Origin of the sequence: Corynebacterium sp. ES2794-CONJ1 (genome assembly GCF_025660615.1) — a bacterium.
Classification (GTDB): Bacteria; Actinomycetota; Actinomycetes; order Mycobacteriales; family Mycobacteriaceae; genus Corynebacterium.
Genome location: NZ_JAOTIM010000003.1, coordinates 253,626 through 270,406, shown reverse-complemented (window position 1 = coordinate 270,406; position 16,781 = coordinate 253,626). Strand labels below are relative to the sequence as shown.

Here is a 16,781-nt window from a genome sequence, read left to right as displayed (position 1 = left end):
AAAAAAACAACCGATGAGCTGAGCTCATTCGGTAGGGAGACCCCGCCTACTTTTGTCGAAGTTTCGTGGTTATCCGGATCGACGGCGGAGTTGTCACAGACACAGAAAACCTGTATCCAATTCTTCTCACACAATCGCCGCGGGTAATGCGATAACTTGGGGTATCATTTTTGGTCACGCCCGCTAATCCCGATCGATGACCTTACTAAGAAAACTCACGATCGCGTACCGTGGACGAGGTGCTCCTCGGTTCCGTTGAGCTGACTCGATGGGACGCGCATTGGATTGTTATCCACAGCGGCAGTCGCGGAAGAAACGCTATAGAGCGAGGAGAAGAGCTTGCCCTTTGAGCTCGAGACGTTGTGTAGGGTCTCGTTGCTTGTAGCTCGGCGACATCGAGGAATCCGATTGATCTATCGAGATAACCGCTGGGGAGAGCGTTGTGTCTGTAGTGGCTAGGGAGTGTCCTGCGGAGTTATGTAGGTGACGTTGGTGGTCATAATCCCATAGACCTCGGCGCCAATCACGACAATGCACACAGCCACCACGGAACTGAAAAGCGCAACCGGATCGTAAAATTCGGCGTCTCGAACGGAGTAGAGAACGATACCGGCCACGATAAGTTTGACCAGCCATCCACCCAATATCACCACCCCAGTAGTACTCGGTGACGAGGATGCGGTAATGAGCACATTTATCACCGTGAGCAGCATAAAGGCACCACCGATACCCGATCCCACCAAGACTCCCCACAATCCGGGGAGTCCGCTGACCGCTCCCCACACCATAAGCAGGACGATCGTGACAATGACGAGGGCATGCAGACCAAAATAGAGGGCTCGATTGAGGGGCCTTTTATGGTCATCGTAGGGCGAGCGTGTTTTCACGGGTTTTTAAAACTTTCGTTGATCGCTGGAGGAGCTTGAGGGTGAGAGTCTATAAGAATCTTAAGTTCAGGTTGGCGTTCTCTTCTTCCTTCATAAATAGGGCGTGCCGTTAGGGCCACCACAACAATAAAGGACACGACAGTAGCGATGCTAGCGGCCTGCGACGGTACGATGGAAAACGCCACGGCTCCAAAAGCCGCCAAGGATACCCAGGCATAGATGATCAGTACCGCCCTGCGATGGGTATGTCCGATGGATAATAACCTGTGGTGGATATGGAGCTGATCCGCTGAAAAAGGTGATTGCCCGCGTAACAACCGTTGGATAACCACCACAATGAGATCGCCCACAGGTATGAGAATCACCGCAATGACCACCATGAGCGGCGATAAAAGAGCAATAATATCTACGACCCCGTAGAGGCTGAGGCTAGTTTTTCCTGATGCGGAGGTTGAGGCTGCCGCTAGTAACAAACCGATCAGCATGGCACCGGAGTCACCCATGAATATTCGGGCGGGCTCAAAATTATGGGGCAAAAAGCCTGCACAGATACCTACGAGCGCTGCCGCAATAATAGCCGGAGGATAGGCGGAGACCATTCCGCCCTGATCATGGAGGACGGTCAGCGAGTAGAGAAGGATCGCTCCCCCTCCGATGAGGCCCACGCCAGCAGCTAAGCCATCAAGGCCGTCGATGAAGTTAATCGCATTGATGAGGGTAACGGTGAATAGGACCGTCACGAACGTCGAGGCGATGGGGTCCAAAATGAACGTACTCCCGCCATCGAGCGGCAACCATATAAGTGTCCAGGTAAGTCCCAAGAAGACCATGATGATCGCGGCCACCAGCTGGCCAACGAGTTTCGTAAGAGCGTCGAGTTCCCAGAGATCGTCGCAAATTCCCACCAAGACTACTATGAAACCGCCGGCCAAAACAGCGTCCATCTCTGGGGTCAGTGGCTGAAAACCCCTCGTGAGAGCTGGCAATTGAGCCGCTAGTAGGACGGCACAAACAAATCCTGTGAACATAGCGGCGCCGCCAAGTCTCGGCTTAGGAACTAAGTGCACGTCGCGCTCGCGGATCTCCCCCATGCGTCCGGCCTTGACCATGGCCATTCGTACGATCCCTGTGGTGAGATATGTCAAAGAAGCGGCAACTAGAAGCACGAGCCCTAGTTCGCGCATCGGGACGCCGGCAACTCCCGCCCCCATCTACCTGATGCTCTCAGGATCAACATCGAGAACCTCTGCGATTCTGTCAGCACTCAGGGCGCCTTCGCGCAGTAATTTAGGGTGGGTACCTGAGAGATCGAGAATCGATGAGGCAACCTTAGCGGCACACTCTCCCCCGTCGAGATACACCGCAACCTTATCGCCCAACTGTTCTTTAGCCTGAGCGACCGTAGTTGCAGGTGGTTGACCAGAGATATTCGCTGACGACACGGCCATGGGACCGGTTGCTCGTAAAAGCTCGATTGCTACTGGATGAAGGGGCATCCTCAACATGACTGTGCCCCTCGTATCCCCGAGATTCCACCTCAGCGACGGAGCTTGCGGTATAACAATACTCAACGCGCCAGGCCAGAAAGCTTCGATGAGAGTACGCAAACGATCATCATACGAGTGGACGAGTCCGCGAGCGGTCTCCCAACTACCAACAAGAACGGGTACGGGCATATTTGGTCCGCGATCTTTGGTAGTGAGCAGGCGTTCAACCGCCCGAATATCAAAGGCGTTACAGCCGAGGCCGTAAAGCGTATCGGTAGGAAGCACCACTAGTTGCCCCGACTCGACTGCACTGAGGGCGGCTTTGATCCCTAATGCCCGGTTATCGGCTGAACTGCACTGGTAAATTCTGCTCATGATCGCCTCTTTATTCTTTTTGGCTATAGATCGTCTCTCAAGTGTTACAGCTTACTCTTTGCCGTTACGAATCGCGGCTTAGCCGCAGCATCCAGATGCCCGCATATATTCTCAAAGCCATGCGTGGCTAGCAGAGTGATAACTTCATCTTGCGTGGTGTCGTCGTGTTCAATTGCAATCAATCCACCAGGTCTTAAGTTCGAGACAATAGTAGTGACAAGTTTATTTATGATCTCCATACCCGACTCGCCTGCGAATACGGCTTGGGGCGGATCGGCGTAAACTTCCGGTTCCAGTGTGGGCGTTTCTGGTACATAGGGTGGGTTAGTAAGGATCATATCGAGATCTTTCGGTACTATTCGCGGATCGCAGGCGTCACCAGCAATAATCTCTACGTTGTCAAAAGGAGCCAGGTTCTTTTTGGTATAGGCTAAGGCTGCTGCAGAGATTTCCACAGCGAAGACCTGAGCGTGGCGTCCCAGCGAAGTCGCTATATAACCAGCAATGGCTCCGGAACCGGTACAAAGATCGGCAATTCTTGGCGCCTTCCGCTCCTTCAGCATTTCTTGAGCATGCTCCACAGCCCACTGAGCCATGGCTTCGGTTTCAGGTCGGGGTATAAAAACTCCTGGTCCGACGGCTAAGTCGAGCGACCCGAAGGCTGCGGTGCCAATTATATATTGCAGCGGCTCCCTGAGAGCGCGCCTCGCGACTAGCAGTGAAAAATCCTGGGCAAAATCCTCGGGAACAGAGCTGAGAAAACCCAGATCTAAAGGCTGACATTTAAGAATATGTGAGGCCAGCGCTCGGGCGTCATAGGCAGGCGAAGCCACCCCCGCTTGAGCAAGGGTGGCTTCAGCTTGCGTGAGAAGGTCACGCACGTGACTTACTCCGCTTCGAGACGCGCCGCGCGTTCGGCGTCTCGCAGTGCCGAGAAGAGATCATCGAGATCACCATTGAGAACTGAGTCGAGGTTATTCGACTTGTAGCCTATGCGGTGATCGGAGATTCGGTTCTCGGGCCAGTTGTAGGTTCGCACTCGCTCCGAGCGGTCGAGAGTGCGAATCTGTGCGGCGCGCCCTTCAGCAGCCTCGGCATCTGCTGCCTCTTCAGCAAGCGCCTGCAGTCGTGCAGCGAGCACCTGCATTGCGCGAGCCTTGTTTTGGATCTGGGAGCGCTCTTTCTGGCAGGTGACGACAATGCCCGTAGGCAGGTGGGTGATACGCACCGCTGAATCGGTGGTGTTCACACCCTGGCCACCTTTACCAGACGAGCGGTACACATCGACTCGCAGATCTTTATCGTCGATCTCCACTTCCGCGATCTCATCAGGCTCAGGGTAGACCAGTACTCCAGCGGCTGAGGTTTGAATCCGCCCCTGAGATTCGGTGACAGGCACACGCTGTACGCGGTGGACGCCACCCTCGAACTTGAAAATGCTCCACGCTCCGTCTCGGGAGGGCTGCTTCGAACGAATTGACAAGGTTATATCCTTGACACCGCCAAGATCAGACTCTGAGAGATCGAGTACTTCGGTAATGAAACCGTGCTTCTCGGCAAAGCGCTGGTACATCCGCACCAGCTCTCCTGCAAAGAGTGCAGCTTCTTCGCCGCCAGCTCCGGCTTTAACCTCCATAACAATATCCTCAGAGTCATGGGGGTCGCGCGGAGCCAGGAGATCGGCCAGCTGCTCCTCCAATTGCACGATTGTGCCCTCTAATTCTTCGGCTTCAGCCTTGAATTCGGCATCCTCGTGCGCCATTGATGCTGCGGCTTCATGATCTTCGCGAGCCTGAACCAGTTTCCGATTGACATTCATGATTGGCTGCAACTCTGAATAGCGCTTCGAGAGTTTCCTAAATAAAGCCTGATCATTCATGGTCTCGGGATCAGACATCTGTGCCTCGATGCCCTGATACTCCGAGACGATATCGTCAACGGCTGAAACGTGTGTTGCCACCAGTTACTCCTGTTCGTTATCAGCAGACATAATTGACGAGGAAGCGATCTGCATCATGAACTCGCGATTACTCTTCGTCTTTTTCAGCTGCTTGATCAATAGATCAATAGCCTGCTGATTATCCAATGCCGAAAGGATTCGGCGCAGCTTGTGCATCAGGCGGGCTTCTTCAGGAGCGAGAAGCAACTCATCCTTACGTGTACCAGAAGGATTAACATCCACTGCTGGGAATACGCGACGCTCTGCAATTTTGCGATCCAGCTTCAGTTCGGCGTTGCCGGTGCCCTTGAATTCCTCAAAGATCACGTTGTCACCCGCGGAACCGGTTTCCACCATGGCCGTAGCGATGATCGTTAACGAGCCGCCATTTTCGATATTACGAGCCGCTCCGAGGAAGCGCTTCGGCGGATATAGAGCGTTGGAGTCCACACCACCGGAGAGAATACGACCAGAAGCCGGTGAGGAGTTGTTGTAGGCGCGGCCCAACCTCGTAATAGAGTCGAGTAGAACCACCACGTCTTGACCCTGCTCCACTAGACGCTTGGCTCGCTCAATGGCTAATTCGGCCACCGCGGTGTGCTCTGATGGCGGACGGTCGAATGTCGAGGAAATGACCTCGCCTTTTACGCTACGCTGCATATCGGTGACTTCTTCAGGCCGTTCGTCTACAAGCACCACCATGAGATAGCACTCAGGGTTATTTGTGGCGATGGCATTGGCAATATTCTGCATAACCGTGGTCTTACCGGCCTTCGGGGGCGATACGATAAGGGCTCGCTGCCCCTTACCAATAGGCATGATCAAGTCAATAACGCGGGTTGTGAGAATATTTTGCTCGGTCTCCAAACGCAAGCGCTGGTTTGGATACAGTGGAGTCAGCGAGTTGAAGGCGGGGCGGGCTTTAGCCTCTTCTACCGTCATGCCGTTGACGGAATCAACGCGAACGAGAGGGTTATATTTCTGGCGATTGCGACCGCGCCCATAGTTACCGCGATTGTCGTTATTCCCGCCCACACGGACACCACCGACAATATAGTCACCGGATCGCAGCCCTAAGCGGCGGATCATCTGGTTATTAACGTAGACGTCCGCTGGCCCTGCATGATAGCTCGAGGTTCGTACAAAGGCGATATTGGAATCGACAATATCGAGAATTCCTGCAGCTTCCTGAATATTTTCTTCTTTGGCTTCGCGCTCGTCCTGATTGTCGCGGTTGTCACGGCCGTCCCGTCCACGTCGCCCTCGGCGGCCACGACGCTCCCCCCGACGATCTCCCCGATGGGAGCGATTGTCCTGAGAATCGTCATCGGATGCGGAATCGGTCTGTTCTGAGTTGTCGTTCTGCGGAGCCGACTCATCGGCACCATCGTGACTATGTCGTCCTCGACCCCTCTCGTCGCGGCGGGAGCGGTTCCGCCGCGCGCGCCGTGCAGCCGAGCGGGATTCGTAGCGGTTATCACCATCACGCTCATCCTCTGAGCCCGCATCTTTGGATTCTGTATCCTCGTGCTGATTATCGCCCTCTTCGCCGTCCTGATGGCGCCGCTGAGTACGCTGCTTAGGCTGCGAGCTCTCGTCGCCCTCGGCCGAAGCGGAGTCGGCCGAACTGTGCTTAGTCACCCGCCGACGACGTGGGCGCTTGTCGGTAGTGTCAGTCTCTTGATTGTCGGCAACTGGGCGATTGTCACTGGGGGTAGATTCAGCCCGGGCTGGAGCGTGGTCGGCGTTGTTGATGGCGGCTATTAAATCGCCCTTACGCAGGGCGGAAATTCCTTTAAGACCGAGATCGGCTGCCATTTTCCGCAGCTCAGGTAGGCGCAGAGCTGCGAGATTTCGCGGTGCGCCTTGATCTGTTGTAGTCACAGATGTCCTTTCAGTTTCACTGTGCTCGTTGCTAGCTGTGAGGTTGGGGTGTATCAGCCATCGATGGCCATTGGGGCGCTGAATGCCGATGCGGCAAGGCATCGTGACAGCGACGCCCTTCAATGGAAGACCATGAAATGCGGAGCAAGACCTACTATGTATGTGGATGAACAAACTGAGCAATCTTTAGTCACAGAATTTGCAGGCTTCTCCCGTTTGAGCGAAATTCAACGCGCACAACCTCTGGTGCAAATAGTGCGGACGCGGGGGAGGCAAAGATTGGTATGTTCGTTCGTCAGTCTAGCTCAATCTGCGCGAATATGAAAAATGGCCGTATGAGAACTCTCTTCTCCCCTCACGGCATTCAGCTAATAAGGTGGCGAGTTCGCTTACGGTCCTAGCGAACTGATTGCTACGCTTATACTCATGCTTTCTACCATGCAGGAAGTCCCTCTTAATATTTCTCGCATTCTGGATTACGGTGCGCGCGCATTCGGGCCTACGCTCATTAAAACGTGGGAATCTGGGGAGGAATTTACAAGCACCTACCGTGAACTGGCTGCGCGAGCGGCCGCGCTCGCGCATGCCCTCGCCGATGAGGTGGAAATCAAACCCTCCCATCGGGTGGGCACCTTCATGTTTAATTGCACTGAGCACCTGGAGACCCTTTTTGCTGTGACCTGTATGGGGGCAGTATTTAATCCTCTGAACAAGCAGCTACTGAATGCGCAGATTGCACATATCATCAATCTTGCGGAAGATCAGGTTATTATCGCCGATCAGCGCCTGGCAAAACAATTGGGTGAGGTCCTATCGACGGGGTGCCCGAGCGTTCGGGCAGTGATTTTCATCGGTCGCACCAATCCGCAGGCGGCTTCACGCTATATACCTTCAGGCATTACCACCTTTTCTTATGAGGCCCTCCTCGACGGGCGGCGTTCGACCTATCCGTGGCCCCTACTGCCGGAAAATGCTGCAGCAGCACTCTGTTATTCCACTGGCACTACTGGCGAGCCGAAGGGCGTAGTGTATTCCCAGCGCTCTTTGTATTTGAAAGCGATCAGTTTGCGCACCTCCGACTCCTTGGGAATTTCGCATGGACGAACCTTTCTGTGCTGCGTCCCGATTTATCACACACTTTCGTGGTGCGTGCCCATCGCCGCAGTCATGTCTGGGGCACCCCTAGTATTTCCAGGGGCTGATTTAACACCACGATCCCTAGCAGAGCTCATAGAAACCACCTCTCCGCAGGCTGCAAATGGAGTTCCGTCCATCTGGATTCAGGTCGTGATGTACTATCTGGCGCACCCACCAAATAATATTTCGCTGCGGGAGATTTTTTCTGGTGGTTCCCCCGTTCCACCGGCGCTGATGGATTTATGGCGCAATAACTTCGGCATTGATCTCGTTCAAATCTGGGGCATGACCGAAACCTCTGGTGTCACCACGGTGGCCCGTCCGCCTACTGGACTATCACCCGATGCCGAACGTTCCTACCGGATCACCCAAGGTCGTTTCCCCGCCGCCGTTGACTATCGTGTGGTCAACGATGGCCGGGTGGTCAATAGCACGGAGCGCCACGATGGTGAGATTCAGGTTAGGGGTACGTGGATTACCGGTTCTTATTATCACTCCTCGAACGAAGGCTCAGCAGTCAGCGATCACCCGTCAGACCCCTCTAAAGCCGATAATTATGCGCAACAGTTCACTGAAGATGGGTGGCTTCGCACAGGTGATGTCGGCACGGTTACTGCTGATGGTTTCCTCATTCTTAACGACCGCGCCCGAGATGTCATCCGTTCCGGAGGAGAATGGATTTACTCCAGCCTCTTGGAAAATGAAATCATGTCCGCACCTGAAGTTGTTGAGTGCGCCGTTATTGGAAACCACGACCGCACCTGGGGTGAGCGTCCGCTAGCAATTACCAAATTGGTTGCAGATGTCGATGCTACCTTTGAGACCGCAGATAAATTACGCGATCACCTACGCGAAACGTTCCCTTCGTGGATGCTTCCTGAGTACTGGGCCTTTGTCGAAAATATTGCTAAAACCTCAGTAGGAAAATTCGACAAGATCGAACTCAGAGCTACCGCGGCCCGCGGCGATCTCGACATCATTAAACTACCCGGACCGGGCAGCTCCCGAGTTCGTTAAGCTATGACCTTGGTGCTCACTCCACCAGCAATTTCTAGAGTGAGAACTTGTAATCCCGCGGCTACAGCTTCATCGATGAGCGACTGGTCGACCCAGGTGGTTCCTAACACCATACAGGTGGGGCCAGCACCGGAAAGGTAAGCTGCATAGCCCTTGTCCCGCAACCGCTCAATCCATGAGGCAGTCTGCTCTAAGACCGCGGCACGATAAGGTTGATGCAGCACGTCTTCTGTGGCGCTCTGCAGGTGCTCGGGATGCTCGTTTAAGGCGGCGACCATTAAAGCTGCACGCGAAATATTAAAGCGGGCGTCTAGGTGAGAAATGCTTGCGGGTAAGACTTTACGCACCTCATGTGTGGAGGCGTGGAAACTTGGTACAAAAGCCGTAGCCTTGAGGTCGGGATGAACCGGAGTGGTGACCGCCTGGTAGCGCTTACTTTCACCAGCAGTTGACCATGAAATAATGGCGCCACCGAAAAGAGAAGCTGCGGCGTTATCGGGGTGACCTTCAAATTCAGAGGCTAATTGTAAAAGGGTAGCAGAATCGAGTGCATCACCAGTTAATGCTTGAGCTAAAGCCACTCCCGCAACCGCGGCTGCGGCCGAGGAACCAAGGCCTCTAGAATGCGGGATCCTATTGTGGCAGATGATTTTCAAACCCGCAACCGTTATCCCAGCTGCCGACAGTCCAGCCTCAAGGGCACGGTAAACGAGGTGGGAGCTATCGCGGGGAACTTCCCCAGCCCCCTCGCCATGAACCTCAATATCTAGTCCCGCATCGGTCGTTATAACCTCTACCGTGTCGTAAAGTCCAAGCGCGAGACCAAGAGAATCGAAACCTGCGCCCAAGTTGGCCGTTGATGCAGGCACCGAGCAGGTAATATGACGACCAGGTTGAAGTTGGTGGCTCATTTACTCTCCTGCAAAACGTAGTACGGAGTTTACCGATAGACAGGTATCGGATTCTTCGAGGGCTGAAACCATCGAGGCTAGCGACCGTTCTTTGGCGGTATGGGTAACGAGGATGAGGCGAGCTTCACCGTGGTGATCTTCTTGGCGCACCGTGCGCAAGGATATACCCTGGTCAGCGCAGATCTGTGTGATCTCAGCCAGCACACCCACCCTATCAATAACCTTCATATCGATGTGGTACCTGGTTGGGACATCTCCAAAGTCAGCGATCGGCAAATCAGCATACGTGGATTCACCAGGAGCTCGGCCACCGAATACTTTATTACGCGCGGCGCCCACAATATCGCCTAGAACCGCGGAGGCGGTGGGGTTACCACCAGCACCATTTCCGTAAAACATTAGGCGACCAGCAGCTTCCGCTTCAACGAAGATCGCATTAAAGCTCTTACTCACGCTAGCCAAAGGGTGATCCCGTGGAATTAAGGTAGGGTGAACACGAGCGGAAACAGAGCGTTGACCTCTATCGTTGGTCAAGCGCTCGCAAATAGCCAGTAGTTTAATGGTATAACCAGCTGCTCGAGCGGCCTTGATATCATCCGAAGTAATCGCTGAGATGCCCTCGCAGTATACATCCGACGCTGTCACTCTCGTGTGGAAGGCTAGAGATGCAAGAATGGCGGCCTTGGATGCAGCATCGTATCCCTCAACATCGGCGGTGGGATCTGCTTCTGCATAGCCCAAGCGCATGGCTTCGGCGAGCACATCCTCATATTCGGCACCGGCGGAATCCATCGCATCCAATATGAAGTTGGTAGTCCCATTGACGATTCCGGCCACTGATTCGATCTGATCACCTGCAAGGGAACGCCGGAGTGGACCAACCACTGGGATAGCAGCGGCAACTGCCGCCTCAAAATAAAGATCCACCCCCGCGGAATCCGCAGCCTCGGATAGCTCTGCTGAATGAGCGGCCACCAGTGCTTTATTGGCCGTGACCACGGACTTACCGGCACGTAGGGCTTTAAGGACTAACTCACGTGGATATTCGATACCGCCGATAACTTCGACAACGAGATCGACGTCGTCACGCTCAATCAGGGAGGCGGCATCGTCGGTAAGAACACCCAGTTCGGCGGCAAGACTCGAGGTGTGCTTCTCTTTGTTGGCCACTGCAACACCGCGAACCTCGAGGGGGCCGCCTGCCCGGTGGGCAAATTCTTCAGCATTTTCAACCATGAGCCGAAGTACCTGTGAACCCACGGTTCCATTGCCCAAGATGGCCACACCCACGGGTGAATTCTCTCCCTTACCATGCCTGAAATTGCTTGCCGGATGGGTTTCGCTCATAGTAACTCCCGTTATCAAATAAAAAGTTATGGCATTTAAGTCGCGAAATCTCTCGCTACCTCTTTAAACCTATTGCCAAATTCTAAACCATAGACCGCACACCATGAATTCTTCATGCGGAAGTGTTGTCGTTCTCTTCAAGGTTGAGGAAATCCTCGATGGTCTCGCGACGCACCATTAATTGCGCTTGGCCATCTTTGACCGAAACAATTGCCGGGCGCATGAGCATATTGTATCGACTGCTCATCGAATAACAGTAGGCGCCCGTAGCAGCAGTGGCGACCAAATCTCCCCGAGCAATATCGGTAGGAATCTGCGCATGGTTGACCACGATATCCCCGGATTCGCAGTGCGAACCCACCACTCGAGCATCCACTGTCGGCGCTGAACTGAAGCCGTCCACCTTGCGTATATCGTAGATAGCCTCATAGAGTGCCGGGCGGATATTATCGCTCATCCCCCCATCCACCGAGATATAGCGGCGCGAATATCCCCCATCCAAGCTCACATCTTTTACTGTGCCCACCGTATAGAGGGTCACTGTAGATGGGCCGGCAATTGCCCGTCCTGGTTCTACCATCACAAAAGGCATGGGTACGTCTTCGCGGTGGGCGTAATCAGCGACGCGACGCAACAGATCTTTAGCTACTGCGTCAACATCGAGGGCAGTTTCGGATTCCGTATAAGCAATACCGTAGCCCCCACCAAGGTCGAGAATTGAGAAATCTCGACCCACAGACAGCTCCTTTAAAATCCTTCCATACAGTTTAAGCACCCGCTCAGCAGCAAGCGAGAAGCCTTCAGCATCAAAAACCTGAGAGCCGACGTGGCAGTGAAGACCGACGAGATTTAAGTTTTCTAATTCAACAATTCTGCGAGCAGCACGGTACGCAGAGCCTGAGTAAAGCGAGAATCCAAATTTCTGGTCCTCGTGGGCAGTGGCAATGAACTCGTGTGTATGAGCATCGATACCTGGTTTAACCCGCACCATAACATCTTGAACCTTGTCCAAGGACGCAGCTATGTCCTGCAGTTCTTCAATTTCCTGATGGGAATCTACTATCACATGACCGATGTCGTTGGCGACAATATCACCAAGAAAAGCAGCGTCTTTGTTATTACCATGGGCTGCGATAAGTGCGGGCGGAAAACCGGCGCGCAGAGCAACCTGCAATTCTCCGTGCGAAGCGATGTCGAGGGCGAGACCTTCGCTTGCCACCCATTGGGCGATACGGGTAGTAAGAAATGCTTTGGCTGCATAGTGCACGTGTTCTCCGCCCCCGAATGCCTTGGCCATATCGCGGCACCTCGAGCGGAAGTCGTCTTCATCAACAACGAAGGTGGGGGTTCCAAATTCAGCGGCAATCGCTGCAAGTGGCACACCCGCGATCGTGACACCACCATCGGCTGATCGGCACGCATTGCGGGGCCATATATGGGCGGGGAGATCATTAAAATTCACGCGTTCATCATCTTCCGGTCAAATATTAAAAGGAGCCCACGAGGCAGGACACCCCGTGGGCTTGAAAGTGGCACTGCTTCTACATCCGCTCTGGCGCACGAACGCCGAGAAGGTTCAAGGCATTGGCTAAGACCTGTTGGCTGGCCATTGCTAGAGCGAGGCGCGCGGTGTGGATGTCAGCAGCTTCCTCCCCTACTTTTGGCAGAATCTGACAGTTATCGTAGAAACGGTGGAAAGTACCTGCCAAAACTTCGCTATAGCGCGCAATACGGTGCGGTTCTCGCAATTCACAGGCGGCCTGCACCACAGCAGGGAACTCTCCGAGCGTGCGGATGAGTTCTCCCTCCCGCTCGTGCTTGAGTAACGAGAAGTCTGGGTTTATGGCTTCAATGCCGAGCTCTGCGGCCTTACGGCTCAATGAGCACAGGCGGGCGTGACCGTATTGCACATAATAAACGGGATTATCAGAGGATTGAGACTGCCATATCTCAAGATCAATGTCGAGGGTTGAATCCACTGATGAGCGGATCATCGCATAGCGGGCACCATCGATACCTATAGCGGCTACAAGATCGTCGAGAGTAATCACGGTACCGGCACGCTTGGACATTCTTACCGCGTTGCCGTCGCGCACGAGATTCACCATCTGACCAATGAGAACTTCTACCCGCTCAGGAGCGTAGCCTAGAGCGGCGGCAGCGGCCCTGAGTCTCGAGATATAACCGTGGTGATCGGCGCCCAACATATAGATGGCAATGTCATGGCCGCGTTCAAATTTATCCCTGACATAGGCGATATCGCCGGCAATATAGGCTGCGTCTCCGTCCGATTTGATAACAACGCGATCTTTGTCGTCGCCATAGTCAGTGGAACGCAGCCACCATGCGCCATCCTTTTCGTACAGGTTGCCGTTTTCTTTTAAGGCTGCAATAGCTTGGTCAACCGCGCCGGACTCGAAAAGCGAATTCTCGTGGAAGAATATATCGAAGGTGGTGCCAAATTCACGAAGTGAGGATTTAATATGACTAAACATCATATCAACTCCGTGGCTGCGGAAAATTTCGCGCATTACCTCATCGTCTTGATTGAGTGCATCTGGGTGAGCGGAGGTAATTTCTGCTGCAATCTCGGTTATATATTCTCCCCCATAGCCATTCTCTGGCGTAGGCTCGCCCTTGGCTGCAGCGAGCAGGGAATTGACAAATCGGTCGATCTGTCGCCCGTGATCATTGAAATAGTATTCGCGAGTCACATCAGCCCCGCTAAAGCTCATTATTCGCCCCAGCGAATCACCGACGGCAGCCCACCGAGTTCCGCCTAAGTGGATGGGACCAGTAGGGTTAGCCGATACGAACTCCAAGTTAATCTTTTTGCCAGCGAGGACATCGCCGGCCCCATACTGGGCTCCCAGCTTAAGGATCTGCGCGATAATCGCCCCCTGGGCTGCAGCTTGCAATGTGATATTGATAAAGCCAGGTCCAGCGATTTCGCAGGATTCGATGCCGTCGATGACGTTGAGGGCTTGCGCAAGTAGGTGACCCAATTCGCGCGGGTTCATTCCGACTTTTTTGGCTACCTGCAAGGCAATATTGGTGGCGTAATCACCATGCTCAGGATTGCGAGGGCGTTCCACGACAACAGTTTCAGGCAATACCGAAGTATCGAGCTGTTTCTCGGAGAGTACTTGGTACGCCGTGGAGGTGATGAGTTGTGAGAGTTCTGCAGGTGTCATAGGCAGTGAGTTTAGCGTATCTACTTTTCGGCAGTCACATCACATGCTGTTGAAAAAAGACATGTCAGCGAGCGCTTCGATTACTGGGTTGTGTTCCCCTTGGCTGCATAGATGGGTCCCCCGATTTCTCTCCACCTCTTATTCAAGACGCCCACCGCCACCCCGCTACCCCCTTGAATTCTTAGCCAAAACGACTCTCAACAGGTTTAACTGCTGGTTTTCAAGGAAACGGGGGTAATTTTCGACGATTTTCAACAGGCCGAAAAACCCCCACGAGGCCCACATCAGACACTGCGGGGGGTTAAGCTGTTAGCGGAGCACATAGGTAGGGGTGTCATCATCTTTCTTCGGCAGCGCAGCTTCAGGCTTCACCGATTGAAAGGTCATGCTGCTCTCTCCCTATCTGCACGAGAAGACCATAAATCCAGTCCACCATGCAACCTTGACGCTCGCCTGAGGGGTTTATGATCGCGGTGGGCGTTATGGTTGCGCCTCGGGATATAACTAGGGCGCAACTCTTCATAAAAATATTGACAATACTATCCAGTCAAAGGAGTTGCAGTGAACCAATTTACCGCTGTGACCGATGCAGTTGGCGGTAGCCTCGGCCTATCAGCCTTAGTGGGCACCCTACCCTTACTCGCATTCTTCGTCATGCTCATCGGTGTAAAAACAAGCGCCCATGTTTCCGCTGCCGTGGCTACCCTCACGGCTATCGTGGTGGCAGTCTTAGGCTTTAATATGCCCATCGACCTCGCACTAAGCGCCACCCTGCGCGGTGCGCTCTTCGGGCTATTACCCATTGTCTGGGTTATCGTGATGGCTATTTGGTTTTACCAGATCACGGTGGCATCGGGCCGATTTGAGGATCTCCGCCGCACCTTCGATAAGCTAGGCGACGGCGATGTCCGCATCCAGGCTATTCTTATCGCCTTCTGCTTCGGCGGCTTGCTCGAAGCCCTGGCGGGCTTTGGTGCACCAGTGGCCATCACGGCCACCATGATTTTGGCTCTCGGTATTAAACCGCTCAAGGCTGCCACCGTGGTCCTCTTGGCTAATACCGCTCCCGTGGCCTTCGGCGCCGTGGCCATCCCCATCACCACGGCGGGCGCTGTGGGCGGTCGCACCCTCGAACAAACCGAGAATATTGCGGCTATTGTGGGTCACCAGGCCCCACTCATCGCGGTTTTTGTGCCGGCTATCTTGCTCATCATTTTGGACGGATTCAAGGGACTCAAGGAGGCGTGGGTACCAGCGTTTGTTATTGGTTTCGCTTTCGCCATTGCCCAGTGGGCTACCTCGAATTTCTTCGCCTACCAGCTCACCGATGTGGTAGCTTGTATCGTTTCGCTTGGTGCCGCCTTTGTCTTCCTTCGTTTCTGGGATCCCCGGGGCGTGGACGAGATGCGTAAGCGCATGGAGCTCCCTCCGGCCGCAACCTCCGAGGAGCTACCTCCAATGCGCGTGTGGATGGCTTTATTGCCATATGCCGTGGTGACAGTCGTCTTCGGTGTTGCCAACTTGGGTAGTACCATTCCTGACCTCCTCAAGGCTCCAAAGATCTCCTTCGATTGGCCACTTCTGGCTGATCGCCTTGTCACCGCTGATGGCGATCCAGTGAATTCCAGCTATACCTTGTTGCTCATTCACAACCCCGGTTCCCTCCTGCTCATCTCGGGTCTCATCGTGGCAGTTATCTACGCAATCTTCACGGAGAACGGCCGTTATAAGCTAACAGCCGGAGAAGTGGTCAACGAATTCACTTCAACTGCTTATCGTATGCGCTGGTCCGCCCTGACCATCACCTTGGTTCTTGGGCTAGCTTATGTAATGAATTACTCTGGTCAAACGGTGGCTATCGGCCAGTTCGTCGCATCGCTCGGCGGCGCATATGCTTTCTTGGCTCCGTCTCTAGGTTGGGTGGGAACCGCCGTAACGGGTTCAGATACCTCGGCTAATGCACTCTTCTCTAAGATGCAGGTGACCGCTGCTAATACTGCTGGCATTAATCCCGACCTTATGCTCGCTGCCAACACCTCGGGCGGCGTAGTGGGCAAGATGGTTTCACCTCAGTCCTTGGCAATTGCCGCTACAGCGGTGAAAATGGAAGGTCGCGAGTCTGAAATTTTCAAAGCCGTTGTCTGGTGGTCCCTGGGTATGCTTTTTGTTGTATGCTCCTTGGTCTTCCTCCAAACTAACGTTCTTAGCTTCATGGCCCCCATCGTGCCGTAGTGGCTTTCCGCCTCTACGGAATAAGGGTTTAGCCCGCTAGATCTCGCATGATCTCGCAAGGTCTCCACACCCACTTGCTCCCCCATATAAGGGGGAGTAAGTGGGTGCTTTTTATTGACAACTGTTCCCCTTTTTATGCGGTTTACCACCCGCAACGATTCAAGCGGGAACTGACAATATCGGAAAGTAAGCGCTCAGTACCGTTCTTACCTTAACCTAAGTTAGGTTAGCCTTTTTGAAACACTAGTGTTTCTTATATATTGGCAGCTAGGTCGCTATTTTAGTGCTAGTTTTGGTTAGATTAACTAAGGGTGATCAGGTAGGGTAAAAGGTAGCTATTTTCGCGTCTCACGCTTTCTCTAACCCAAGGA

At 53.8% G+C, this 16,781-nt stretch carries 12 protein-coding genes; 2 read left to right on the top strand and 10 right to left on the bottom strand.

Annotated elements, in window-relative coordinates; translation table 11 throughout:
- Positions 1 to 455 precede the first annotated feature (455 nt).
- The 6 genes from N7326_RS05425 to rho are packed head-to-tail and all read right to left on the bottom strand — an operon-like array spanning position 456 to position 6,572.
- Entirely contained in the window at positions 456 to 887 is a 432-nt protein-coding gene (locus N7326_RS05425; RefSeq protein WP_259077994.1) for a hypothetical protein, read from the bottom strand.
- Positions 884 to 2,098 carry an MraY family glycosyltransferase gene (locus N7326_RS05420; protein WP_259077995.1) on the bottom strand — a complete coding sequence of 405 codons (1,215 nt, stop codon included), beginning with the start codon at positions 2,096 to 2,098 and terminating at the stop codon, positions 884 to 886. Before N7326_RS05420 ends, N7326_RS05425 begins: the two co-directional genes overlap by 4 nt.
- The gene (locus N7326_RS05415) at positions 2,099 to 2,749 is read right to left on the bottom strand and encodes an L-threonylcarbamoyladenylate synthase (RefSeq protein ID WP_259289460.1); all 651 of its coding nucleotides are present in this window, start codon (positions 2,747 to 2,749) and stop codon (positions 2,099 to 2,101) included.
- A 44-nt stretch (positions 2,750 to 2,793) separates the two neighbouring features.
- The gene (gene prmC / locus N7326_RS05410) at positions 2,794 to 3,630 is read right to left on the bottom strand and encodes a peptide chain release factor N(5)-glutamine methyltransferase (RefSeq protein WP_263088286.1); all 837 of its coding nucleotides are present in this window, start codon (positions 3,628 to 3,630) and stop codon (positions 2,794 to 2,796) included.
- 5 nt (positions 3,631 to 3,635) lie between these two features.
- Positions 3,636 to 4,709: a peptide chain release factor 1 gene (prfA, locus tag N7326_RS05405; RefSeq protein ID WP_259077999.1), complete on the bottom strand. Its 1,074-nt coding sequence runs from the start codon at positions 4,707 to 4,709 to the stop codon at positions 3,636 to 3,638.
- Positions 4,710 to 4,712: 3 nt separating this feature from the next.
- Positions 4,713 to 6,572, bottom strand: a complete 1,860-nt coding sequence (gene rho, locus N7326_RS05400; RefSeq protein WP_263088285.1) for a transcription termination factor Rho — start codon at positions 6,570 to 6,572, stop codon at positions 4,713 to 4,715.
- 426 nt (positions 6,573 to 6,998) lie between these two features.
- Between rho and N7326_RS05395 the strand changes: the two genes are divergently transcribed.
- Complete coding sequence (locus tag N7326_RS05395) at positions 6,999 to 8,726, top strand: long-chain fatty-acid--CoA ligase (RefSeq protein ID WP_259289457.1); 1,728 nt, start codon at positions 6,999 to 7,001, stop codon at positions 8,724 to 8,726.
- Here N7326_RS05395 and thrB read toward each other — a convergent pair.
- The 4 genes from thrB to argS form a co-directional block, all read right to left on the bottom strand.
- Positions 8,723 to 9,637 carry a homoserine kinase gene (gene thrB / locus N7326_RS05390; RefSeq protein ID WP_259289456.1) on the bottom strand — a complete coding sequence of 305 codons (915 nt, stop codon included), beginning with the start codon at positions 9,635 to 9,637 and terminating at the stop codon, positions 8,723 to 8,725. The two genes, N7326_RS05395 and thrB, sit on opposite strands and share 4 nt — an antisense overlap.
- Entirely contained in the window at positions 9,638 to 10,984 is a 1,347-nt protein-coding gene (locus N7326_RS05385) for a homoserine dehydrogenase (protein WP_259078006.1), read from the bottom strand.
- Between the two features lie 112 nt (positions 10,985 to 11,096).
- Positions 11,097 to 12,446 (bottom strand): diaminopimelate decarboxylase, encoded by a 1,350-nt coding sequence (gene lysA / locus N7326_RS05380; RefSeq protein WP_259078008.1) that lies wholly within the window; start codon positions 12,444 to 12,446, stop codon positions 11,097 to 11,099.
- A gap of 79 nt (positions 12,447 to 12,525) precedes the next feature.
- Positions 12,526 to 14,178, bottom strand: a complete 1,653-nt coding sequence (gene argS, locus N7326_RS05375; RefSeq protein WP_263088284.1) for an arginine--tRNA ligase — start codon at positions 14,176 to 14,178, stop codon at positions 12,526 to 12,528.
- Positions 14,179 to 14,739: 561 nt separating this feature from the next.
- Here argS and N7326_RS05370 point away from each other — a divergent pair.
- A complete protein-coding gene (locus N7326_RS05370) occupies positions 14,740 to 16,410 on the top strand; it encodes an L-lactate permease (protein ID WP_259078012.1) in 1,671 nt (556 codons plus the stop codon).
- The last annotated feature ends 371 nt before the right edge of the window (positions 16,411 to 16,781 follow it).